24 protein-coding genes are annotated in these 24,669 nt (G+C 36.1%); 12 read left to right on the forward strand and 12 right to left on the reverse strand.

Features of this window, described 5'->3' with window-relative positions; all coding sequences use genetic code 11:
* Positions 1-157 precede the first annotated feature (157 nt).
* Both B8967_RS14375 and B8967_RS14380 read left to right on the forward strand, forming a co-directional pair.
* On the forward strand, positions 158-1,528 hold the full coding sequence (locus B8967_RS14375) for an oxygen-dependent tRNA uridine(34) hydroxylase TrhO (RefSeq protein ID WP_084086556.1): 1,371 nt from the start codon (positions 158-160) through the stop codon (positions 1,526-1,528).
* Between the two features lie 35 nt (positions 1,529-1,563).
* Entirely contained in the window at positions 1,564-2,109 is a 546-nt protein-coding gene (locus B8967_RS14380; protein WP_317043867.1) for a 5-formyltetrahydrofolate cyclo-ligase, read from the forward strand.
* On the opposite strand, the gene B8967_RS14385 is transcribed toward B8967_RS14380, so the two are convergent.
* Together B8967_RS14385 and B8967_RS14390 are read right to left on the reverse strand one after the other, a co-directional pair.
* Positions 2,058-2,639 carry a hypothetical protein gene (locus B8967_RS14385; protein ID WP_047491324.1) on the reverse strand — a complete coding sequence of 194 codons (582 nt, stop codon included), beginning with the start codon at positions 2,637-2,639 and terminating at the stop codon, positions 2,058-2,060. The genes B8967_RS14380 and B8967_RS14385 overlap by 52 nt on opposite strands.
* Positions 2,623-3,804 carry a hypothetical protein gene (locus B8967_RS14390; protein WP_084086558.1) on the reverse strand — a complete coding sequence of 394 codons (1,182 nt, stop codon included), beginning with the start codon at positions 3,802-3,804 and terminating at the stop codon, positions 2,623-2,625. Before B8967_RS14390 ends, B8967_RS14385 begins: the two co-directional genes overlap by 17 nt.
* Before the next feature lie 183 nt (positions 3,805-3,987).
* Between B8967_RS14390 and B8967_RS14395 the strand changes: the two genes are divergently transcribed.
* Positions 3,988-4,326, forward strand: coding sequence for a hypothetical protein (locus B8967_RS14395; protein ID WP_047491330.1), 339 nt, complete (start codon positions 3,988-3,990; stop codon positions 4,324-4,326).
* Positions 4,327-4,471: 145 nt separating this feature from the next.
* Here B8967_RS14395 and B8967_RS14400 read toward each other — a convergent pair whose 3' ends face one another.
* The 4 genes from B8967_RS14400 to rmuC all read right to left on the reverse strand — a co-directional run bounded on the left by B8967_RS14400 (position 4,472) and on the right by rmuC (position 8,541).
* The gene (locus tag B8967_RS14400; protein WP_047491333.1) at positions 4,472-5,239 is read right to left on the reverse strand and encodes a TrmH family RNA methyltransferase; all 768 of its coding nucleotides are present in this window, start codon (positions 5,237-5,239) and stop codon (positions 4,472-4,474) included.
* Positions 5,240-5,259: 20 nt separating this feature from the next.
* Complete coding sequence (locus B8967_RS14405) at positions 5,260-6,051, reverse strand: CPBP family intramembrane glutamic endopeptidase (RefSeq protein WP_084086559.1); 792 nt, start codon at positions 6,049-6,051, stop codon at positions 5,260-5,262.
* Positions 6,052-6,141: 90 nt separating this feature from the next.
* A complete protein-coding gene (locus B8967_RS14410) occupies positions 6,142-6,981 on the reverse strand; it encodes a LytTR family DNA-binding domain-containing protein (RefSeq protein ID WP_179140066.1) in 840 nt (279 codons plus the stop codon).
* A gap of 57 nt (positions 6,982-7,038) precedes the next feature.
* Positions 7,039-8,541, reverse strand: coding sequence for a DNA recombination protein RmuC (gene rmuC, locus B8967_RS14415; protein ID WP_084086561.1), 1,503 nt, complete (start codon positions 8,539-8,541; stop codon positions 7,039-7,041).
* Between the two features lie 125 nt (positions 8,542-8,666).
* Between rmuC and B8967_RS14420 the strand changes: the two genes are divergently transcribed.
* From B8967_RS14420 to B8967_RS14440, 5 genes are all read left to right on the forward strand, one after another.
* Entirely contained in the window at positions 8,667-9,341 is a 675-nt protein-coding gene (locus tag B8967_RS14420; RefSeq protein WP_047491635.1) for a response regulator transcription factor, read from the forward strand.
* Between the two features lie 2 nt (positions 9,342-9,343).
* Complete coding sequence (locus tag B8967_RS14425; RefSeq protein WP_084086562.1) at positions 9,344-10,702, forward strand: HAMP domain-containing sensor histidine kinase; 1,359 nt, start codon at positions 9,344-9,346, stop codon at positions 10,700-10,702.
* Positions 10,703-10,932: 230 nt separating this feature from the next.
* Positions 10,933-12,216 carry a TolC family protein gene (locus tag B8967_RS14430; RefSeq protein ID WP_115919610.1) on the forward strand — a complete coding sequence of 428 codons (1,284 nt, stop codon included), beginning with the start codon at positions 10,933-10,935 and terminating at the stop codon, positions 12,214-12,216.
* Between the two features lie 9 nt (positions 12,217-12,225).
* A complete protein-coding gene (locus B8967_RS14435) occupies positions 12,226-13,341 on the forward strand; it encodes an efflux RND transporter periplasmic adaptor subunit (protein ID WP_084086564.1) in 1,116 nt (371 codons plus the stop codon).
* On the forward strand, positions 13,341-16,439 hold the full coding sequence (locus B8967_RS14440) for an efflux RND transporter permease subunit (protein WP_047491349.1): 3,099 nt from the start codon (positions 13,341-13,343) through the stop codon (positions 16,437-16,439). The genes B8967_RS14435 and B8967_RS14440 overlap by 1 nt, the downstream gene beginning before the upstream one ends.
* 66 nt (positions 16,440-16,505) lie before the next feature.
* On the opposite strand, the gene B8967_RS14445 is transcribed toward B8967_RS14440, so the two are convergent.
* The 6 genes from B8967_RS14445 to B8967_RS14470 form a co-directional block, all read right to left on the reverse strand.
* Positions 16,506-17,261: a DUF5995 family protein gene (locus tag B8967_RS14445; protein ID WP_084086565.1), complete on the reverse strand. Its 756-nt coding sequence runs from the start codon at positions 17,259-17,261 to the stop codon at positions 16,506-16,508.
* A gap of 134 nt (positions 17,262-17,395) precedes the next feature.
* Positions 17,396-17,632: a TIGR04149 family rSAM-modified RiPP gene (locus B8967_RS14450; RefSeq protein ID WP_047491352.1), complete on the reverse strand. Its 237-nt coding sequence runs from the start codon at positions 17,630-17,632 to the stop codon at positions 17,396-17,398.
* Between the two features lie 220 nt (positions 17,633-17,852).
* Positions 17,853-18,419: a cysteine hydrolase family protein gene (locus tag B8967_RS14455; protein WP_084086566.1), complete on the reverse strand. Its 567-nt coding sequence runs from the start codon at positions 18,417-18,419 to the stop codon at positions 17,853-17,855.
* A 35-nt stretch (positions 18,420-18,454) separates the two neighbouring features.
* Complete coding sequence (locus tag B8967_RS14460; protein ID WP_084086567.1) at positions 18,455-18,925, reverse strand: YciI family protein; 471 nt, start codon at positions 18,923-18,925, stop codon at positions 18,455-18,457.
* Positions 18,926-18,965: 40 nt separating this feature from the next.
* Complete coding sequence (pncB, locus tag B8967_RS14465) at positions 18,966-20,144, reverse strand: nicotinate phosphoribosyltransferase (RefSeq protein WP_047491363.1); 1,179 nt, start codon at positions 20,142-20,144, stop codon at positions 18,966-18,968.
* Between the two features lie 95 nt (positions 20,145-20,239).
* Positions 20,240-20,716, reverse strand: a complete 477-nt coding sequence (locus B8967_RS14470; RefSeq protein ID WP_084086568.1) for a Dps family protein — start codon at positions 20,714-20,716, stop codon at positions 20,240-20,242.
* 214 nt (positions 20,717-20,930) lie between these two features.
* Between B8967_RS14470 and B8967_RS14475 the strand changes: the two genes are divergently transcribed.
* From B8967_RS14475 to rpsG, 4 genes are all read left to right on the forward strand, one after another.
* A complete protein-coding gene (locus B8967_RS14475; protein WP_084086569.1) occupies positions 20,931-22,517 on the forward strand; it encodes a hypothetical protein in 1,587 nt (528 codons plus the stop codon).
* Positions 22,518-22,626: 109 nt separating this feature from the next.
* The gene (locus tag B8967_RS14480; RefSeq protein WP_084086570.1) at positions 22,627-23,571 is read left to right on the forward strand and encodes a sulfatase-like hydrolase/transferase; all 945 of its coding nucleotides are present in this window, start codon (positions 22,627-22,629) and stop codon (positions 23,569-23,571) included.
* A 182-nt stretch (positions 23,572-23,753) separates the two neighbouring features.
* Positions 23,754-24,167, forward strand: coding sequence for a 30S ribosomal protein S12 (gene rpsL / locus B8967_RS14485; RefSeq protein WP_002983146.1), 414 nt, complete (start codon positions 23,754-23,756; stop codon positions 24,165-24,167).
* Positions 24,168-24,190: 23 nt separating this feature from the next.
* Positions 24,191-24,667, forward strand: coding sequence for a 30S ribosomal protein S7 (rpsG, locus tag B8967_RS14490; protein ID WP_047491372.1), 477 nt, complete (start codon positions 24,191-24,193; stop codon positions 24,665-24,667).
* Positions 24,668-24,669: the final 2 nt, after the last annotated feature.

The following is a 24,669-nucleotide window of genomic DNA, read 5'->3' on the forward strand; positions in this document are numbered from 1 at the left end:
AAGATACGATAATTTATTGGAAAGATCCTGATCAGGTATTGATTTGGGATTCTTTATTACTGAGCTCTTAAAGGGTTGCTTTTTCCCTGGTCAATACACTTTATAGAAAAATCATTATCTTTGCAAAAATATTTTTCTCACTTAAAACGTTTATAGCATGCAACTGTATAACACCTTAAGCGCAGAAGAAAGAGCTCAACTTATTGATGAAGCTGGTAAGGAACGTCTTACACTGTCTTTCTATGCGTATGCCAACATTGAAGATCCCAAAAAATTTCGCGACGAACTATTTATAGCCTGGAATGCCCTTGATGCTCTTGGCCGTATTTATGTTGCCCATGAAGGAATTAATGCTCAGATGAGTGTTCCTGCAGACCAATTTGAGGCTTTTCGGGATACGCTGGAAGTCTATGACTTCATGAAAGGGATTCGTTTGAATGTAGCAGTAGACCAGGACAACCATTCTTTTTTAAAATTAACCATAAAAGTCAGACATAAAATTGTAGCTGATGGTTTGAATGACGCTTCTTTTGATGTGACCAATAAAGGGATTCACCTGAAAGCACAGGAATTCAATGATTTACTTGAAGATCCTGATACTATTGTAGTGGATTTCAGAAATCACTATGAAAGTGAAGTAGGGCATTTTGAGGGAGCGATCACTCCTGATGTAGAAAACTTCAGAGAAAGTTTACCTATTATCAACGAACAATTACAGGATTTTAAAGAAGATAAAAAGCTGTTGATGTACTGTACCGGTGGGATCCGTTGTGAAAAAGCCAGTGCTTACTTCAAACACCAGGGGTTTAAAAATGTTTTCCAGTTAGAAGGTGGAATCATTGAATATACCCGTCAGATTAAAGAAGAAGGTATCAAAAGCAAATTCATTGGGAAAAACTTTGTATTTGACCACCGTTTAGGAGAACGTATTACAGACGATATTATTTCGCAGTGTCACCAGTGTGGTAAGCCTTGTGATAACCATACCAACTGTTCTAACGATGCCTGTCATTTATTGTTTATTCAGTGTGACGAATGTAAAGCTGCTATGGAGAACTGTTGTTCTACGGAATGTTTGGAAACAATACATTTACCTATGGAGGAACAGGTCAAATTAAGAAAAGGATTACAGGTCGGAAATAAAGTTTTCAGAAAAGGAAAGTCGGACGCCCTGAAATTTAAAAATTCTGGTGATCTGCCTAATAAGCCTTTAGCAAAAGCTGAAACAAAGAATATCCGCCAGAAAATTACGGTTAAAAAAGTATTGCTTGGAAAAGCAGAACATTATTATTCAAAGTCGAAAATTGGACAGTTTTTAATGGAGAACAAAGAACTTTCCATAGGCGATAGAATATTGATTTCCGGGCCTACCACCGGAGAACAGGAGCTTACAATTACTGAAATTTATGCAAATGGAGGTCCTTGTGAAACGGCTAAAAAAGGAGATCAGATTACTTTTGAACTTCCGTTTAGAGTTCGTTTATCTGATAAATTATATAAAATACTACAACCTTCTGAAAATGCATAGCCATTATGCTGAAAGCAGAGCTTAGAAAAAAATATATGCATAAAAGAAAAGCCTTGTCACGTGATGAGGCTTTCTTGTTATCTGAAAAAATATTCACCCGTTTTTTGATATTCTTTAAACCATATGCGGGCCAGAAGGTGCATATTTTCATTCCAATTGAGAAGTTTAAGGAGATAGATACCCAAATCTTCATTCATTATTTTTTAGAGCAGAATATACGCGTTTATGTGCCTAAAGTAGTGGGTGATGAGCTGATCAATATCGAAATCTTTAAAGATACTGTATTTGATACCAGTGCGTGGGGAATTCCGGAGCCTGTTTCCAATGAAGATTCCGGAGAGACCCGTTTCGATTTTGTCATTACTCCCTTGTTGTATTGTGATAAAAGAGGGAATAGGATAGGCTATGGAAAAGGGTTCTATGATGGCTTTTTTCAAAACCTGCCTAAAGAATCAAAAAAAATCGGAGTCAATTACTTTGACCCCGATGAATATATTGATGACGTCTGGGAAAATGATATTCCCTTAGATTATTTGGTGACCCCTACAGAGGTGCTGTCTTTCTTAAGTGGTTTAGAATAGAAATCAAGGAAGTAAAACTTAAATTCTTTTTTAAGTTTAGGTGTGGAAAGCAGGATATACTGTGCATTCTTTTCAAAATTCCCTAAAGATTTATTCTTGCTGTCGAAATACTCTACATTGAATTTGGCATAATCCAGGGTATCCTTTTTATAAAATTCTTTATAAACATTCAGATTATTCACTTTAATGGATTTTACCTTCATACTGTCCAGTTCCCTGAATAACCTTTTAAAAGTTAAAGAGTCTGGCTTGTGGAAATAACTTTGCATCTGGGAATAGATCACCGTATCTATTTCAGTGTTTCTGTTTCCGGACAAATAGAGCGTAGAAAGGTCCATTAATTCCTGAACTTTTTGTTTTGTGATTGAATTGATCGCCTGCATACTGTCCATTTGTACGGCAGGATAGCTCTTGGCATTGGTGCTGTTTCTAAGCTTATCGAGATCGCTTACTTCTGTTTTTTTATTGTTACAGGCAATGATTGCTAAAAAAAGCACTGCAAAAATTAAAAAATTATTTATTTTTTTCATCTGTGGATGCGATTTTAAATTTAATAGATATGATCTTACCGTTGTTGTCCTTTTTCATTTCTATAACATTAAGGTTTTTCAATGAAGTAGTGGGAGTGGTCACCAGGGTAATGTATTTTTGTTTGTCCAGCCTTTCTATACCATAAGTGTCGTTATCATATACCTGATATATAACCGCATTGTTGCTGATCAGGTTTTCTAACTGATTTCTTTTTTGTTTAATAAGGGCTACCTGTTCTTCAGGGTTTCCGCCTTTAATATCTTTAATAGAGAAATAATAAGCTGCCATTTTATAATCATCAGGCTTTAGCTCTATTTTTTCCTCTTCAGGTGCATTTTCCAGATTTCTGTTAACGTCCAGAGGCTCGTAGAATGGCGCGCTGATCCGCATTTTCAGGTTTTTATCCTTTGTGGAATAGAGAAAACAGTCACCGGGTTTTATTTTATACATGATCGGAGACTCATTTTCTTTAATCACCATAATGTCTAATGTATTAATCACATTCACACTGCGGTCCTTGTCAATAAAACAATATTTGTAAGTTTTTGAAAAAAGTACATCTTTAAATCCCAGCAATCCGGTTATTGTGATCAATATCGAAGTGATAAAAGCCCAGGCATTTTTTTTGAAGAAATTTTTCTTAGGAAAATCCGGTGATGGAGTTAGGTCCTTAGAAACTGGTGTTGTTTTATTAACTGGCTGATTGTCAGTATTTGTTTTTTGTAAATCACTGTTTTCGGAGGCCTGGATTTCGGTTTTTTGAACAGGAATTTCAGTTTTTGGTAGCTCCGGAGCTAGTTGAACTGTTTTCTCCAATTCTTTAAGATCTTCGTCCTCCAAATTTTCAATTTCCTGAAGGAGTTCTCCGGCAAAAAGATGCTGCTTTTTGAATTCGTACCAAGAGTCGTAACCTGCATAAATACTCAGTAAATTGAGCATATCAATTCTGGGTAATTTTGTAACCGGTGAAGTTTTAAAGTAAGTGTAAAATGACTTCTCACTGATGTTACCTTTGGCTTTTTTGCGTAGGTCTTCCTGGAAATATATAATGTCTATACCCTTCCACTTTGAAATATCATCATGCGAAGGGGTATATTCTTTTAAGTATTGACTCTGAACATCCTTTTTCAACTGCTCAAAGTGTAATAAATCTAAATCTGCCAATTTTTCAAAAAATAATTAAATTGTTGATTATCAGTTATGTTTTTTTGTAAAACTATTTTACAAAGTTATTACAATTATTTTTCATAAACAAGTTTTCTATCTGCTATACCTTTGTCTTGTTCAAATAACAGAACAGAAGAAAATTTTATAAAACAATATTAACAAAATTAAATTTAATTTATTATGAAAAAGTCATTATTCGTAGCTGCTATCGCTGCAATCTCTCTAGTTGCTTGTAAAAAAACTGAAGCTACTGCTACTGAAGGTACTACTGATTCAGCTGCTGTAACTGCTGATTCTGCTGCTGTTGTAGTTGATTCTGCTGCTAAAGTTGTTGATTCTGCTGCTACTACTGCTGTAACTGCTACTAAAGATGCTGCTGCTGCTACTACTGCTGCTGGTGCTGAAGTTGCTAAAGATGCTGCTAAAGGAGCTGCTGACGCTGCTAAAGGTGCTGCTGATGCTGCTAAAGGTGCTGCTGACGCTGCTAAAGATGCTGCTAAAGACGCTGCTAAGAAATAATTCTAGCATAAGCTTAACAATAAAAGAACCGTTTCACCCAGTGAAACGGTTTTTTTATGCTTTAGTTTTTACTTCCGTTGTAATCTACAATGGTAAACCAGAGGTAAAGTACTTCAGGCTATAAGACCTAAGGAAGTAGAATCTTTTATCCTTTTTTCTGTTTTAATGATTCATAGCAGGTAATCGCTACGGCATTGCTCAGGTTTAAAGAGTCAATACTTCCGGCCATAGGAATCAGTGTATTCTGCCCTTTTCCCATCCAGAAATCACTCAGCCCGGAATGCTCAGTACCAAATAGAACAGCAGATCGCTGTTTGAAATCTCTTTTATAAAGATCTTCCGCACTTTCATCCATAAGAGTAGTGTAGATATTGAATTTGTTTTGCTGAAGAAATTTCAACGTTTCGTCATTTTCAGCCTGATAGACTTCCATCCCAAAAAGACAGCCTACACTGGATCTGATGACATTGGGATTATAAAAATCCGTTTTTCCGTCTGCTACAATGAGTGCATCAATTCCGAATGCTTCACAACTTCTTAAGATTGCTCCCAGGTTTCCTGGCTTTTCTACCCCTTCAACAATGATAACAGTAGAATTTTCTTTCGGAACAAATGATGATAAAACGGCTTCTTTAGCCTCGTAGATACCGATAATCCCTTCAGAACTTCCTCTGTATGCTATTTTCTCATATACTTTTTCACTTACATAATGGATTTTTCCATCAGGAGTTTTTCCTTTAAAGATATTTTCACAAATAAAAAACTCTAAAGGTTCAAAATGATATTGTACAGCTCTTTCGTTTTCCTGCTGTCCTTCCACAACAAATACTTTGGATTTTTTACGGAATCTATTGTCAGTAAGGAGCTTAGTGACATTTTTTATTTTTTCGTTCTGAAAACTTTCTATCAACATATTGCAAAATTATGCAAAATTTATGATTGAACTTCTGTGCTTTTAGAAAAAAGCATTCTCCACGTAATCTGAAAAGGTATTTTGTTTTTTCTTTTATGATATACAATGAAGGCTATTATAAGAAAGATGGATAGGAGCTTATAGAGGTTTCCATAAAGATTTCCGGCAACATTTTCCGAAACAGTAAAAATTTCCCAATACAGATTCATGAAGAAATGGGGAAATATAGCAGACCATAGATTAAAGCCTTGTTCAATATATATCCAGGCAAAAAATACAGATCCCAGAAATGTAATGGTAAATATTTCAATGAGTTCCATTGAATTCTGACTTTGATATAAATGAACCTGTGCAAATACTAAAGATCCGAATAACAAGGACGATAAAAATCCGAGTCGGGTGAATCTGTATAATGTTCCGATGAGAAAAGCCCTGAAGATGATTTCTTCAAAGAACGCGGAGGAAATAGTATTGATGAATAAGGATTCAATGTTGAGCGCAGTGTTTATTTTAAAATAAAGTCCATAGCCTATCAGCATGGGTGAAGTGCCGAGAAATGCTAATATAAAGCCTTTAGTAATGGATTTATCCAGAGAAAGCAGACTGAGAATACTCTTTGTAGGAAATAAAATCTTTAATGTTATGACTAATGGAATCAAAGTAATCGTGTAAGCCATCATATGGGCAATAGCTTTGCTGTAAAATATTTCTTTTGAGAATTGCTGAATATTTTTGAAATAAAATACATCAAAAAAATAATAGATGATAAACCCCAGGATGAAGATTGAAAAGAAGCAAATTGTTTTACTCATATCAGTTATTTTGAGCAAAAATGTACTATTCAGTAATGCGTGTCAAATTAATGTGATGAGTGTCAAAGAATAGTGACCAATGGCAAGTTTTTACCTTTTAGACTGTTGTAATTGGGGAATAATGCTGGAGATAAAACTTCTGGAAACCGGAATTTCAAAATCAATTTCCGGAAGAATTAATTTATAACCCTGCGCATTTCCTTTAAGATCCTTTACTTTTTCCAGATTGATGATGTAGGAGCGATGGCATTTTTTAATGGAATGGGTTTCCACTTGTTTTAAGATATTGGATAAGCTTATCCTGATTAAAAGTTTCTTTATCTTACCATCCTCTAAAAAGTAGACATTGCAATAGTTTTCCATAGATTGAGCATACAGGAAATTTTCTTCAGTAACTTCCAGTTCGATATTGTTACCCAAAATTTTCAGGACTTTTTCTTTGGGAGCCTCACTGTTACTTATGGGCTGCGGAGCCACATCCAATGCCGTATTTTCGGGAATATTTTTTAAATAAATATATCTTGACAGAATATATATAGTAGAAATGGGAATGCCTATTGCTAAAAAGTAGAGAAACATATAGCCATAATTTTCAAAGCTAAGTTTTACATGGCTGATACATAATGTATTGTAAAAGTAAGAGAAAATAGATCCTAATAATAAGATCACAAGGATTTTCATGAGCTCATATCCAATATTCCAATCTTTAAATTGGGAAACAAAAAGGTTTGAAATAAAAAAAGCTGATCCAAAAATAAGCGTGTAAGGGAAAAGGACAATGTATTTGTAAGGATGATGAAAACTTTCTGTACCAAAGGGTTGAAAAATAATCAGGAAAAGATAAACAAGAATTCCAGCTGCCAAAGAGGAAAACAATATTTCTTTTACAGATTTTGATCTTGGATATAAATAAGGTACAAAAGAAAACATATCAGTTATTTTATCAAATTTTAGTATCCGTTCCTGCATAGGTTCACCCTAAGCTTTTTAATTTTCAGGGTCTAAGATATTGCTATTATCAATAAGACTTGGAGGAAGGTCTTTTTTGTTTTTAATGCCCAGAGATTTAAGTTTTTGAGTCTGAATGATAAGGTTGTCATTACCTGTGTGAAGCTGTTTGTAGGCATCGTTATACACATTTTTAGCCTGATCAAGATTCCTTCCCACTTTCTCGAGATTCTCCACAAAACCTACAAACTTATCATAAAGTTTCGCTCCCCGTTCAGCAATTTCCAAAGAATTTTTGTTTTGGTATTCACGTTTCCAAAGATCTGCAATGAGCTTCAGAGAAGTGATCAGATTGCTTGGATTGAGCAGCAAGATTCTCCTTTCATAAGCATAGTTCCAAAGATTCTGGTCTGCCTGCATCGCTGCAATATAGGCCGGCTCACTGGGGATAAACATCATCACAAAGTCCAATGATTTCCCATAGTCGTCATAAGCTTTCTGGCTAAGCTGTGTAATATGGTTTTTGATAGATCCCAGATGCTGGCTTAGTTTTATGGCATATACGTCCTGATCGGTTTCATCTACAAGATCCGTGAAAGCGGTGAGTGAAACTTTGGAATCAATAATCACATTTCTTTCATCAGGATATTTTATAACAGCATCAGGGCGCATTTTTTTACCGGAAAATTCGGAAAACAAAGCGTTGTTATCTTCATCGCGAAGTTCATGTTCAAGAAAATATTCTCTCCCTTTTACAAGTCCGGATTTTTCAAGAATACTTTCCAAAATCATTTCACCCCAATTTCCCTGGGTTTTACTTTCCCCTTTGAGAGCTCTGGTCAATTTTTTAGCATCATCAGAAATTTGCTGATTCAGTTCTGCAAGTTCTTTTACTTTTTCTGCTAAAGAGAAACGTTCTTTATTTTCTTTTTCATAGGCTTCATTGACTTTGTTTTTGAGCTCTGCAATTTTTTCCTGGAAAGGATCAAGAATATTTTTTAAGTTATTTTGATTCAGTGTGGTGAATTTTTCTGTCTTTTCCTCTAATATTTTATTTGCCAGGTTTTCAAACTGCAATTTCGACTCTTCCTGAATTTTTGTTATCTCTTCTTTTTGTGTATCCAACGATTTTTGAAGTCCCTCATTCTTTGCTGAAAGCTCAGCATTCTTAGCAAAAATATCCTGTTTTTCTAAAACCAGGGTATCGATATAAGAAGTCTGTTTGATGCTAAGCTGCTTCAATTCCTGATACTGCATATTCAGTGACGAATATTCCGCAGAGACTTTTGCAAATTCATTTTTCAGATCGTTCAGGAGATCCTGGTGTAGAAGGTTTTGTTCTTTTTCTTTTTCCACCTCTTTGCTCAGTTCCTGAATTTTTAACCCACTATTAGAAAGGTCGGAATTACTTTTAATATGTAAATTATTTAATTCATCATAAGAACTCCTTGAAACCATTGACGATTTCAAAGCAAAATATAAAACTACGGCTCCTAATAATCCGCCTACAATAAACCCAATAATTAAATAGATCATCTCCATTTTTCAAAATTATGAAAAAAGGCTGGAAGTTGCTACCGGATGATGAATTCCCGGAAGCGCTGCTCTTTCAATCTTCAGCCTTTTTCCTAAAGAATACTTATATTTATAGGAAATTTCGGGACTATATGAATATTTTGTTGGTAGAAGATGATCAGAGAATCAGTAATTTTCTTATAAAAGGGCTTACCGAAGCAGGGTACAGTATGACCCTTGCTGATTCCGGTGAAAAAGCCCGGGAGCTTCTTACCACGTATAATTTTGATATTATTTTAATGGATATTATGCTTCCAGGATTAGACGGAATGCAGCTTACCCAATTGATAAGGTTTAAAGGAAATTATACCCCGATTATTATTCTGAGTGCCTTAAATAGTCCGGATGATAAAATAAAAATGCTGGACCTCGGAGCAGATGATTACTTATCTAAACCTTTCCATTTTGAAGAGCTCATTTCAAGAATTAAAGCATTGACCAGGCGAAATAAACTGAGTTACCAAAAAGAAAATCAGCTCCTGTCTTGCGGTAATATTGTGATAGATACAGATCTTCATAAAGTAACCCAGGGTGATAAGGAAATTGAATTTTCTCCTACCGAATATAAACTTTTTACTTTCCTGATGGAAAATAAAAATAAAGTACTCAGCAGAACCCAGATTCTTCACAATGTATGGGGTATTGATTTTGACAATACAACTAATGTAGTAGATGTATATATTTCCTATGTACGCAATAAAATTGATGAAACCGGTCAGAAAATTATTCATACGGTAAAGGGAACAGGATATTTAATTAAAGACTGAAGATGACGCTCAGAAACAGGTTTACTCTTATTTCAAGCCTTTCATTCGGCATTGTTTCTATTGTCACATTTGTGGTGATATTCTTTGCTTATTATGACAGTACCAAGATCTTTTATTTTGAAAAGCTGAGAAATACAGCTCTTATTTCTGCAATCTATTATCTTGAAAAAGATGAACTTCCGAAAGACAGGCATGCCCAAATCAAGCAAGAGTATAATCATCTTATCCAGAATAACCGGGTGGCTGTTTACAACCAAAATAATGAAGTTACATTCGGACAAAATCTGCATGATCCTAATATTAAACTGCAACATATTCAGACTGCGAGAAATAATAAAGGGGTGCAGTTTATGTCGGATAACAGTTTTTACTATGGGATTTTTTATCCGGATAATCAGGGGGACTTCGTTGTTTTTGTAAAATCACCCAACGATTCATTCCAGTCGCAGATGATCAGGCTCTCGGTTATTATGCTTGCTGTTCTTGTGCTTGGTTTGCTGGCTATTTATTTCCTCAGCCGTTATCTTTCAAAAGTGGTGTACAAGCCGATTTCCAATGTGGTAGAGCGCATTAATAATGTGGATTACAATAATATTTCCACAGCAATTACCTCTACCAATACCAATGATGAAATTGAAGACCTGATTAAATCTTATAATAAATTATTCGGAAGGATTTCTGAAAGCATGTTGCTTCAGCAGAACTTTATCAACTATGTTTCTCATGAATTTAAAACCCCTTTAGCCGCGATCTCCGGAAACCTGGAGGTATTTGCCCAGAAGGACAGAACTCCGGAAGAATACAAAGCCGTGGTCAGAGAATCTTTAGATAATGTATATGAGATTGAAAATATTCTCAACAACCTTTTACTGATGTCCGGAATGACAAAGCTTGAAACTTCCCATAAACAGGTGAGGGTAGACGAGCTGATCTGGAAGATTTATGAGAAGCTTGAACCGAAAGCTAAAGAAAAACACTCTTCTATTAAAATACAGCTTCAGGTGATAAAACCTGTTTTATTGGAAATTCCCGGAAATGAGACTTTGCTTTATCTGGCCTTATATAATATTGTAGAGAATGCGATCAAATATTCTCATGATAAACCTGTAGTTATTGCCTTGTTGGAGAAAGATAACTGCTTGAATATTGAAATCAATGATCAGGGGAAAGGAATTCCGGCAGATGATCTTACAAAGATTACTGAAACATTTTACAGAGGTAAAAATGTAGATGGTATTAAAGGAAGTGGTATTGGGTTATCACTGTCCAAAAGTATTTTTGATCATCATAATATTGTAATGAAAATAGATTCTAAAGTAGATAGGGGGACGAACGTTCTGCTTGTGTTCCCTGCCATTTAATCTCGCGCAGATTTTATAGATGTATGGATTCTCAGAGATGTTTGTGAATCCTCTTTCCTTGATGAAATAGCATTATTCGCGTTAAAAAAATAGCTTAATCTCCCTGATCTGCGGAGCCTTAAAAAAGTATCTCTACCTGTTCTAATCAAATTCTAATGTTGGGCTAATTGAATTTTAATTTGATTCGAAATTGGGTCTAATACTAGAGGGATAGCTTTGTGGTCTTAAATATGAGACCTTTGAAAAAGATTATTTTTACACTATTTTATATTCATTGTTTTAGTTTCTTTTCTGCGCAGATTTCCGATACCATAAAGATCGGCAGAAAGGAAGCTGAAACAATTTTTCTTGCTAAAAATCTTGATCTTATTGCCCAGAAACTGGAGATTTCCCAGGCGGAAGCCCGTGCTCTTCAAGCAAAATACTGGCCTAATCCTAAATTAAGCATCAGTGAAGTCAATCTATGGAGAACCTATGATATTGAAGAGCAGCCTGCACTTATTGGAAATTGGGGGAAGAATACTCAGATTTCTGCTGAAATAGAGCAGGTAATCCAGACAGCCGGTAAGAGGAGAAAAAATATAGAATTACAAAAGATTGAAGTAGAAGGAGAAAAGTATGAACTGCAGGAAGTATTTCGTGAACTTAAAAAAACACTGAGAAATACGATCACTGAAATTCTCTATAACCAGGAACAGCAGAAAATCTATCAGGGGCAGATCTCTTCTATTGAGAAACTAACAAAATCTTACAACAACCAATTGAACCTTGGAAATATCAGTAAAGCAGAATACGTCCGCTTAAAAGCACAGGAAATTGAATTCAAGAAAAAACTGATTTCATTGAAGCAGGAAATTGAAGACCAGCAGCTGGAACTGAAAGCTTTACTGATGATTCCCTCTCAGTCTTATCTTGTGATTTCTGATTCTTTTACCATGCCAGAAAAACAGCTTTCCGAAGTAGAAATGGTACAATGGATAGAAAAAGCAAAAGAAAACCGTCCGGACATTCTGATTTCCAGAAATAAAGAGAAACATGCAGATAAAAATCTGGAAATACAAAATGCTATGAAGACTCCGGATATTGCCGTTTCGATAGGCTATGACCGCGGTGGAAATATTATGAAGGATTTTATAGGATTGGGATTATCCTTCGATCTTCCCATTTTCGACCGCAATAAAGGGAATATTCAGGAGGCCCAGCTGGAAGTTCAGAAAATGAAGATTGAAACCCGAAAGAATATGCTGAAGTCTGAAAATGAGATTGTTTCTGTTTTTAGAAATTATATCCGGACACAGCAGGTTTCTGAAGAAATAGATGACACGTATGAAGCTACTTTGGATGGTCTGTTGGTAAGCCACGAGAAAAATTTCAGATTGAGAAATATCAGCATGTTGGAATACATGGATTTTCTGGATACCTATATTGGCAATAAAATGATCATCCTGGATACTAAAAAAGAGCTTAATCAATACTACGAAAACCTGCAATATGTTGTAGGACAAGATTTATAATACTTAGATATGAAAATGAATATTACCAGATACATTGCAGTGATTTATCTTTCTGCTTTGGTTTCCCTTACAGGCTGTAAAGATCAGAAACAGGATAGCGAAGCTCACAAAGGCTATTGCATCAGTAAAGAACTTAAGAAGGATATTAAACTTGTTCAGGCAGAAATGCGTCCTATTGAAGAAAGTATTACACTTACCGGAGAAGTGGAAAGTAATTCAGACAAAACAGTTCCCTTTGTGAGTCTTGTAGATGGAGTGGTTACAGAAACTTACTTCTCTTTAGGCGATTACGTGAAAAAAGGGCAGGTTTTAGCAAGTGTAAAAAGTACCGCCGTAAATGAGATGCAGGATGATACCCAGACTTTACAGGCTCAGCTGGCAGTGGCCAAAAGAAAGCTGTCTTCTGTAGAAGCGATGTATAAAGATGATATTGCTTCTCAGAAAGATTTGCAGGAAGCAAGATCCGAAGTGGCCATATTGCAGTCTAATATTTCCAAGACCCAAAAAAATATGCAGCTGTATTCAGCAGGAGGGAGCACCATTCAGATTAAAGCTCCTGCAGATGGCTATGTTGTTTCCAAAAATATTTCCAAAGGAATGCCGGTTACAGCAGGAGGTGATCAGCTATTTACCGTTTCCAATCTGGATAAAGTCTGGGTAATGGCCAATGTCTATGCGACCAATATGAGACATGTGTATGTAGATCAGCCGGTAGTGGTAAAAACTCTGGCATATCCTGATGACAGTTTTTCCGGGAAAATCAACAATATTTCACAGGTTTTTAACGAGAATGAAAGAGTCCTCAAGGCGAAGATCATTATGGATAATAATGGCATGAAACTAAGACCTGGAATGTCCGCGGATATTGTTCTGCCGGTTAATTCACAAAATAGAACCGCACTGGCAATTCCTGCTAAGGCTATGATCTTTGATAATAATCAGAGTTATGTAGTGGTGTACAAAAAAGACTGTGAACTGGAGATCAGGCCGGTAACGGAAATCACTTCCAATAGCCAATATATTTATGTGGAAGGAAATTTAAAGCCCGGAGAGAATATTATCGCTTCCAATGGGCTGCTGATCTATGAAAACCTGAAAAACCAATTAAATAACGCCACCAAGTAATGCGAAAATTTGTACAGAATATAGTTTCCTTCTCTTTAAAAAACTCATTGATTGTTCTTTTGGGAACTTTCCTTTTGTTGGCTGGAGGAATCTATTCTTATATGCATACTCCAATTGAAGCATTTCCGGATGTTACCAATACCAGAGTAAGGGTGATTACCCAATGGCCGGGAAGAAGTGCCGAGGAAATAGAAAAATTTGTTACCCTGCCAATTTCTAAAGAAATGAATGCCATCCCGAATAAAACATCGGTACGGTCTATTTCATTGTTCGGATTATCTGTGGTTACGGTAATTTTCGATGATCATGTAGATGACTTTTATGCCCAGCAGTATGCTTCCAATAAACTGGGAAATGTGGAACTCCCCAATGGGGCAGAATATAGTATTGAGCCTCCTTCCGGGGCTACCGGTGAAATTTATCGGTACATTATCAAGAGTAAGCTACCGATCAAAGAAGTTACAGCGATTCAGGATTGGGTCATCGAAAGAGAATTGTTGGCAGTTCCCGGAGTAGCTGATGTGGTTAGTTTTGGTGGTGAAGAAAAAACATATGAAATAAAAATTAATCCTACAGAATTACACAATTATGACCTTTCCCCCCTGGATGTGTATGAAGCGGTTTCGAAGAGTAACATCAATGTAGGAGGAGATGTAGTGGCAAAGGGAGATCAGGCTTATGTAGTACGGGGGATTGGTCTTTTAGAGAAAAAGGAGGATATCGAGAATATTCAGATTGAAGTAAAAGGTTCTACGCCTATTTTGGTAAAACATGTGGCAGAAGTAAAGATCTCGGCAAAACCAAGACTGGGACAGGTAGGGTATAACAAAGAAAATGATGTAGTAGAAGGAATTGTGATCATGCTTCGTGGTGAAAATCCAAGTGAGGTTATTGCAAAACTGAAGGATAGGATAGAGCAACTGAACGGAGGAGAACTTCCGGGTGATATTCAGATCGTTCCTATTATTGACCGTACAGAACTGGTGAATACAACCGTTCATACCGTTTCCAAAAACCTGATTGAAGGGGTAATCCTGGTCTCTATTATAGTATTTATATTTCTGTATAACTGGAGAACGACGTTCATTGTGGCTTCGGTGATTCCTCTGGCTTTCCTTTTTGCTATTATTATGTTGAGAATTCAGGGGCTTCCTGCTAATCTGATTTCTATGGGAGCATTGGATTTCGGATTATTGCTGGAGGGAACGCTGGTTATTGTAGAACATGTATTTGTGGCGCTCGAACTCAAGGCCAAGAAAATAGGGCTCCGAAGGTTCAATAAGATTTCAAAACTCGGGATCATAAAAAGAAGTGCCGGAAGTGTGGCCAGCTATATTTTCTTTGCATTGCTGATTCTTATTGTGGCATTGCTGCCCATTTTCTCTTTCCAGAAAGTGGAAGGAAAAATGTTCTCTCCTTTAGCATTTACATTGGGATATGCCTTATTGGGATCATTAATCTTGAGTTTGACCTATGTGCCGGCAATGTGTAAACTTTTGCTGACTAAGAATATAGAAGAAAAGGAGAATTTTATCTCAAGATTTTTCAGGGTAAATATCTATAGAATCTATGAGTTCAGTAACCGTCATAAAAAAGGATTTATCATTGGGTTTATTACTTTATTGGCAATTTGTGGCTGGAGATTCTCCAATTATGGATCTGAATTTTTACCCAAACTGAATGAAGGAGCAATCTATGTACGTGCAACGCTGCCCAATAGTGTAAACCTTGACGAATCTGTACGTCTGACGAAAGAGATGAAAGGGATTTTAATGAAGTATGATGAAGTGAAATTTGTAATGACTCAGACAGGCCGCCCGAATGACGGAACGGATCCTACCGGATTTTTTAATATAGAATTTAATATTCAGCTGAAGCCGGAAAATGAATGGAAGAAAAAAATATCCAAAGAAGAACTTCTGGAAGAAATGAGAGGCTCTCTTGAAAAATATCCGGGTATTAATTTTGGATTTAGTCAGCCGATTCAGGATAATGTGGAAGAATATGTGGCAGGAGTGAAAGCCCCATTGGTGATTAAAATTTTCGGAAATGATCTGTTTGAACTTGAAAACTATGCCAATCAAGTAGCCAATTCCATCAGAACGGTTCCCGGAATTTCAGACGTGAATGTCTTTAAAAATATAGGACTTCCTGAGCTTAGAATACAGCTTCATGACTCAAAAATGGCAAAATACGGTGTTTCTACAGCAGATGCACAAGCCGTTATTGAAATGACTATTGGAGGGCAGGCAGCCACCAAATTTTATGAAGAGGAAAGAATGTTTGATGTTATGCTGAGATTTGAAAAACAATATCGTGATACCCCTGAAAAAATGGGGGATATCCTGATTCCTACTCAAGATAATAAAAAAGTACCGCTGAAAGAAATTGCAACAATTGATTATCATACCGGTCCGTCTTTTATTTACCGTGAAGGAAACAGCAGGTATATTGGAGTAGGATTCAATATTGAAGGTCGCGATTTGGGAAGTACAATCAAAGAAGCCAAAGCCAAAGTTGAAAAAGAAGTAAAACTTCCCAAGAGTCATAAAATGACCTGGGCCGGAGAGTTTGAAAGTAAAGAAAGAGCGGCAAAACAGCTGGCCATGGTAGTGCCCATTTCTTTAGTTCTTATTCTGATGCTGCTGTATTTCAATTTTGGAAATGTAAAAGATACACTGATTTCTTCCATTACATTGGCGTTTGCGTTTATCGGAGGGTTTTTGTCTCTCTGGTTTACAGGAACCATTTTCGGAATCTCTGCAGGGATCGGTTTTATTATCCTTTTTGGAGTAGCAACTATTGACGGTATCGTTCTGATTGGAGTCATGAAGGAGAACTTACAAAATAGGATGCCTCTTAAAAATGCGATTGCTCAGGGGGTGCAAAGTAGAATCCGCCCGGTAGTGATGATTGCCTTAATGGGGTCTATGGGACTTTTACCGGCAGCAATGTCCAATGGAATGGGTTCTGAAATCCAGAAACCATTAGCGATTATGATTGTAGGAGGGTTGATCATCTGCATGCTGCTTTCATTTACCATACTGCCGATTGTATTCTATTATGCTTATCGTAAAAAATACAAGGAAGCAATATAGTTTCTTTTATTTTGTTCATTATGTTAACCGGGATTCTTGAGGAAGATCCCGGTTTTTTTATCCGGATTAAATACTCTTTGTAGACTCTAATATTTCAATATTCCTTACCACATCATTACTTTCACATTTTTTAAGCTCCTTGATAAGTCCGGAATTAGTGAGCTTCGGATTCAATATCTGTGAAGCTACTTTTGCTGCGGCATAATCGATAATGCTAATGACAGGTTCTCGCAGAAAATTTGGAGTGTTGGAGGCAATCACGGCAGTTGTCCATGAAGTTTCTCTGGCTTTGGAAATGGCAAAATCCAGTATGGCATTGTCTTTTCCGTTAGAAAGCTGATCAATCAGGTCTACAGGGTAGCATATCTTGCCCAGAGAATCCTGAACCTTTTGGTTAATAGAAGCAATAACGCTGTTAATATTCTCAAAATCTTTCTTTAAGGGATTTATTTTCCGGTAAGGCATAATCGCAGCTGCTGAAATTCCAAGATCAAGGTTGATATGGGCATTCATTCCCAGAAAAATATGCTGTAATATCAGAAGGTTTTTATTTTTTGAAGCTTCAAAAGCAGTATACCATGAGTTGCTGCACCGGTTACCTTTTCGGTAGCTATCCCATGCTTCAAGATATCTTTGTGCAAAAGCAATGTCCAATGTTACCATTCTCGGATTATCTTCAAATTTTTTCTGTTGAATTCCTTTCAAAACCTGTGCGGTCATTATACGGTAAGTACAGGCGAAATATCCTGCCGGACTTTGATTTTCCTTGCACCAGAGGATGATAGTATCCAGTTTTTGCAGAACTTCTTCAATGGTTTTCATGGCGGTTTTTTGTTTATTTAAAGATAATAAAAACCTATGATCCCTGTATGTATTGTTTTGAAAACGAGTAGAATGAACTTTTTAATAATAAAAAAGTGAGCCGGAAAGACTCACTTTATTTGTTGTTCATTAGATTATGGAGTAATTATAATCGGATCTGGAAAAGGTTCAAGAACTAAGGGCTTGCACATTGCTGCTGGTTGGCAGGTTCCTCCCATGCATATAAAATTAGTCATGGTGGTGGTACCGTCAGGACATCTGATCATCCCTTCACCATGGCATCCTCCCGGACATTCTGCCGGATATAAATACCCACCGAATAGATCTTTCAATTCTGTTCTTGAAAGTTTTGATACGTTCATTTTTTTCATGGAATTAATTTTTATAGGTTTTTAATTTGTATGGTATTGAAAATGAACATCTAATATAGTAAAAAAAACAAATCACTATATGACGATATAGTGATTTGTTTTTATTTTGTTTGACAATGAGAATGAATACTCCGGAATGGGAGCCTTAATGCGATATCTAAAATAATAGTATAACATCCCTTTTCCTTGTAATGAGTAACAGTCTTATGTATTGATCTTTTTACAACTCATGTAATAACTTTTCTGAATTCCATACAACAGCAAATTCATCATTTAAATTAGCAAGAGTAGTGAGGTGTATTAATTCTGAATCATATTTTTCTCCATTTATTCCAAGTCTGTCGAATGCAGCAGTTGCATCAGAAATTAAGTAGGTTTCATAACCATAATTTCCAGCCATTCTCGTCGTGGTAGAAACACAATGATTTGTCGTTATTCCAATGATAACCAAAGTCGTTATATTTTGATGGTCAAGTTGCTCCTTTAAATTGGTTCCTATAAAAGCACTGTTTACATTTTTTGTAATGACAGGCTCATCGTTTTTGGGCAATACATAATCATTAAATTCGAATCCGGTATGGGTTTCATGTAATTTTGAATTGATGTTGGATGAGCTGTGTCTAATGTGAAAGATAGGGAGATGTAGCGCTCTCCATTTCTCTAATAATTGTCCACTGATTTGCTCTGCTGTTTTATTATTTCTATTTCCACCCCAATAGTCTTCATCAAGAAATCCCTTTTGAATATCAATTAATACTAAAGCTGGTTTTTTATCTCTAAGTTTCATATATTCAGTATTATACAGGTGTTTTTCAATAATGGTTAAGGATTTTCTTTCGAAATTTCTTCATGATGTTTCAGATACATAGGCAATGCCGCCGATCCATACCACGGGAAAATTTCATAACTAAAGACTCCGGCCTGAACTGCAGGGTCTGTTTTTACCCATTGCTCTGCTTCTTCTTTAGATTTCGTATTAAAGATGAACATTCCTCGGTAGTTTTCTTTATTTTTTTCCAGAAATGGACCTGCCACAATAATTTTCCCTTCATCAGCCAGCTTCCCGATATTGGCCATATGACCTTTCATCAATGCCCCCATTTTGGCTTTATCATCTATTTTTGTGCTTCCGGTAGTAAGCATGACAATTGTGTAGGCCTTCATCCCGTATTGGTCTGCACCAAGAGAGGTTGCCAGCTCCTGATTGAATTTTACTTTTTCTTTTTTCTTCTCCTGAGCGAAGGATAAAGTGGTCAGCAAAATACTAAGGGTGATTAAAACTTTTAATTTCATAGATGTTTTAATTATAATGTGAATATCTGAAATCTAAATTCTAATCTTTTATTCTTAAAAACTCCTTGGCAAGCTCTATCATTTTAGGATCACCCGTATATTTTCCATGCTCATCAGAAAGTTTTACCGTAGGGATCCATTCTTTATTAGGTGCCTGAACGCCGATAAGTTTCATGACGATATTCATTGGTTTTACTCCTACATCATTGGTGAGATTGGTTCCTATTCCAAAAGAGATTCCAATTTTCCCTCTGCAGTAGCTGGTAATCTCCTCTACTTTTTCAAGATTCAGGGCATCAGAGAAGATAATATATTTAAACATCGGATTGATACCGTTATTCTGGTAATGAGCAATGGTTTTGTCTGCAAATTCTAAAGCATCACCGCTATCATGACGTACCCCATCAAAAAGCTTGGCGAATTTTTTATCAAACTGCTGGAAGAAAACATCTGTGGTATAGGTGTCTGAAAGGGCAACTCCCAGATCACCTCTGTAAACATCCACCCAGTGTTCCAAAGCAAGCTCATTGGCCATTTTGAAACCGTATTCAGCTGCGTGGAACATAAACCATTCGTGAGCATGGGTCCCAATTGGTTTTACTCCATACTTCATCGCGAAATGAACATTGGAGCTTCCGATAAAAGTAGAATCTTTTTTCTGGGTCAAAGCTTCCATTACCAGGTTCTGTACTTTATAAGAATGTCTTCTTCTGGTTCCGAACTCTGCAAAGGTTACCCCAAGTTTTCCCAATGAATCTGCTTTCTCCAGGGTTTTGTTCATCACCACTTCATTGGAGTCTCTTTCCATGTGATTCATTTCGTAGTGAAGTTCGCTGATCAGTGCGAGCAAAGGAACTTCCCAAAGAATTGTTCTGTACCAAAGTCCTTCCACTATTACGGAAAGATCACCTCCTTCCTGATGAATTTTTACTTCAGAAGGATCATAATGATACCCTTCTAAAAAATCGAGGTAGGGAAGATCAATATAAGGACAGGTCCTTGCCATGAATTTCTTCTCATCTTTGGTAAGTTTAAGTTCTGCCATTTTATTGACCGCTTCTCTTAAAGCAGTATCAAAACCTGGCGGAAAGTGATGTTTCCCCCTATTGATAAATTCGTATTTTACAATAGAACCAGGGAAAAGTTTTACCACTGCATTTTGCATGGTTATTTTATAAAAATCATTATCGAGAATTGAGTTGAGTCTTACGTCGTTCATAATATGTGTAATTTTAACGCAAATATAGAAATAAAAAATAAAATCGCCTAAATGTAAGGCGATTTTTTTGAAATATTTCAATGCTTGCTATTGAGCTATTTTCCAAGGTAAGAATTGTACATCCAAACTTCTTTTTCCTGCTCCGTGATATAGTCGCTCATTTGAGAGTTTGTACCTTCATCACCTGCTTCATCCGTAATATCTAATAACTCTCTCTGAAGATCAATAACCACCTTGAAAGAGCTTAAAATCAATTCAACACTTTTTGTACCATCTGTCACTTCTTTTGTCTCTTTAATGGTAGCTACTTTCAAATAGTCGGAGTAATTGTGAGCCGGGGTAGCTCCCAAAGTCAGAATTCTTTCTGCAATCTCATCAATTTTTAAAACCAGACTATTGTACAGTTCTTCAAACTTAGGGTGAAGGGTGAAAAACTGATCTCCTTTAATATTCCAGTGAGCCCCTCTGGTGTTCTGATAGAATATAGAATAGTTGGCTAAAAGTGCATTTAATTTTTCTGAAATCTTTTTACAGTCGGCTTCTTTAAGACCGATAATACTAGCATTTTTCATATGTATATATTTATATTTAATTTTTATAAGACCGTATGAAATTGTCTTTCTCCCTGTGGTGTCTGTTTGGAGATATCAATAATGACCACTTTATACGTTATCTTTTGTATATACCAAATTTACGAAATATTGTGCCGAACTGCCCCCAATATTAATAGATGATAACTATAAGAAAATTTTTTAAAATAGTTTGGAAGTATTAATATTGCAGAAGATGAAAAGTTTTTTGATCACAGCAGCCATATTTTTTGGGATATGTTTTATCTATATCCTGATCATGCTTTCTACGACCGAGCATTATTTTACCTATTTGCTGGATGATGCCTATATTCACATGGCGATTGCTAAAAACTTTGCAGTTCATGGTATCTGGGGAATGACCAGGTATGCTTTTTCCTCTTCCTCTTCATCACCGGTTTTTACCCTTATTTTAAGTGCATTGATTTTTCTCTTTGGGGATCATGCTTTAATTCCGTTGATTTTTAATCTGGTTTCAGCAGGATTGCTTCTTGTTATCCTTAACAAATACTACTCCCTGTTTTTCAATCAGAACAGATCTATAGTTTGGGCCTGCTTGTTTAGTCTTTTCTTTGCGGTGCTGCATGTTCAGATTGTAACCGGGATGGAGCATATTTTACAGACATTGATGATTGCTATCAATGTGTACTGCTTTAAAAAATGGTCAGACAGTGGGGATAAAGACAGGGCTTCTCAATATGGTTTCTATTTTACGCTCCTGTCATTAGGTCTGATCAGATTTGAAAGCATGTTTTATTTTGTCTCCCTTGCTTTTGTATTTATGCTGATCAGGAAATGGAAGGACTCAGCACTTGTACTGGTCTGTGGTTTCGTTCCTATTTTTCTCTTCGGTTACTTCAATTATCCTAAAAGTGGATATTTTTTTCCCAATTCAGTTATTGCCAAAGGATCACTGGTAGATTTCTCAGGCAGTATACCGATGCAGATCATTGATCTCGTACTGAAAAAAGTAATTTTAAATATCAGTTTCTATAAAATCGGATTGTTTCCCTTAGTGATCAGTATGGTTTTATTATATAAGGACTATCAGAAAAAATTGAGCTTTCAAAAAATTATTGTGAACAACTTTCTCATCGTTGCCTGGAATTCTACTTTTATCCTGCATAGTTTATTTGGGGAAATAAAAGGGCAATTCAGATATGAAGCTTATCTTTTAGTTGCTTTTGCGATGGTTCTTATTCCAAAGCTTACATCTTTTTTTGTCCAGCCATTACGGTTTTTTAGAAAAGAAAAAATTATAGGAATAAGTATACTGGCAAATGTATTATTGCTGGTATATAAGTCTGGTCATGCTCATATTTTGATAACTAATGGAAGTGCCAACATATACGAACAACAGATTCAGTCTGCAAGATTTTTGAAAAAATACTATAATTCCTCTAAGGTGGTGGCTAATGATATTGGTGCCATCTGCTACTTTACGGATATCCATTTACTGGACTTCATGGGATTAGGATCTAAAGAAATGCTCCCTTTCAGAACGAAAGATAAAAGGCCTGACGATCAATTTGAAAATTTTTTGACACGAAGTGCTGTTGAAAATCAGTATCAGCTGGCTATCGCTTACGAAGAATGGCTGGATGGACATACCCCAAAGAACTGGAAAAAGGTTGCCTATCTGGAGGTAGGAGGTAAGAATGTCGTACTGGGTGAAAAACATTTGTTCATATATGCTATAGACCCTAAAATTCATAATGTATTGAAGCAGAATGTTAGAGATTTTAATTGGAATAAGAATATTAAGGTTAAAATTATAAACTAACTAGCTGTTATTCAATTGTTTATTGTTAACGAATAAGTAGCAATGGGTTAATAGACCCCGTGCTTTAGTTTTCTATATTTGTGCTTAAAATCCACAAATATAAAAAGCTATGAAAAAAATCTTCATGTATTTAATCTTATCATTTTTATTATTCTCATGTAATAATGATACAGAGACACAGACAAAAACAACGAATAAGTACCAAACTCAAAATGTTGTACTGCTTGTAGTTGATGGACCCCGTATTTCTGAAACCTGGGAAGCTCCAGCTAAAGAAAATATTCCAAACAGAGTAAATCTGCTAAGCCAGGGTGTATTTATCAATAATTTTAAAAATAACGGAACAACTAATACGAATCCCGGTCATAGTGCTCTGTGTTCGGGTGTATATGAAAATATTAAGAATAACGGAACCGAATTACCAGGTTATCCATCAGTAATGCAGCAATGGCTGAAATATAGTGGAGCAGATAAAAATAAAGCATGGGTGATTGCTTCAAAAGATAAACTAGAAGTATTGAATAACTGTAAACAAGCAGACTGGAAAGATAAATTTCAACCCAGTGTTGATTGTGGGGTGAATGGTAACGGGTCAGGATATCGGGAAGATGCTGTTACGGTTACCAAGACGAAAGAAGTCATGAGGAATTACAGCCCGAACATCATTGTGATTAATCTTAAGGACGTTGATTCTTATGGTCATGCTAATAACTGGAATGAATATATTAAGGCTATAAAAACAACAGATGCTTCTATAAAAGAAATTTGGGAGTATATTCAGTCTCTTCCTGCTTATAAAGATAAGACAACACTCATTGTTTCCAATGATCATGGCAGACATTTGGATGCTAAAGGAGGTTTTTCCGAGCATGGTGATGACTGCGAGGGATGCAGGCACATCGAATTTTTTGCAATGGGGCCTGATTTTAAAAAGAACACAATCATCAGTACAGGAACCTATGAGCAAATTGATATCACAAGTACCATTGCTGAGCTTTTGGGAGTTCCTCTTCAATATGCAAAAGGAAAAGTAATAAAGGATGCTTTTAAATAAAATTTTATTTTTTTGAGAGAATCTTTAAGGCTCAAAAATAAGCCAATAACATGAAAACCAATAGGGTTGCCGTGGGGTGTAAAAAGCAAATAAAAGTTTTTTTTAAACAAATAAAAATATATAACTACTTGTCAATTAAAAAAATATTAGTATTTTTGCAGCCTAAAATAAAAAGCAATTAAATGCCTACTATTCAACAATTAGTAAGAAAAGGAAGAGCCACGCTTGCCAAGAAGAGCAAATCGGCTGCCCTTGATTCTTGTCCACAAAGACGTGGTGTATGTACGAGAGTATATACTACTACACCGAAGAAACCTAACTCTGCACTTAGAAAAGTAGCAAGGGTAAGACTTTCTAACGGTAAAGAAGTGAATGCCTATATCCCGGGCGAAGGACATAATCTTCAAGAGCACTCGATAGTATTGGTTAGAGGCGGAAGGGTGAAAGACCTACCGGGAGTACGTTACCACATCGTAAGAGGTGCATTAGACACAGCTGGTGTAAATGGAAGAACTCAGAGAAGATCTAAGTACGGAGCTAAGAGACCTAAACCAGGACAAGCAGCTGCTGCTCCTGCAAAAGGGAAGAAAAAATAATCATTAAATAAGGTACAGAAACAATGAGAAAGACAAAAGCGAAAAAAAGACCGTTGTTACCAGATCCGAAATTTAATGATCAATTGGTAACTAGATTCGTAAACAACTTAATGCTTGACGGTAAGAAGTCAATCGCATTCAAAATTTTCTATGATGCATTAGAGATCGTAGAAACTAAAAAAGGAGATAACGAAAAAACTGCACTTGAAATCTGGAAAGATGCACTTACAAATGTAATGCCTCACGTAGAAGTACGTTCTAGAAGAGTAGGTGGAGCTAACTTCCAAATCCCTATGCCAATCAGAGCTGATAGAAAAATTTCTATGGCAATGAAATGGTTAATCAAATATTCTAAAGCTAGAAATGATAAGTCTATGGCTTTGAAATTAGCTAACGAAGTTGTAGCTGCTTCAAGAGAAGAAGGTGCTGCTTACAAGAAAAAGAGTGATACTCACAAAATGGCGGAAGCTAACAAAGCGTTTTCACACTTTAAATTCTAATC

The organism is Chryseobacterium sp. YR221, from assembly GCF_900176315.1.
GTDB lineage: Bacteria > Bacteroidota > Bacteroidia > Flavobacteriales > Weeksellaceae > Chryseobacterium > Chryseobacterium rhizosphaerae.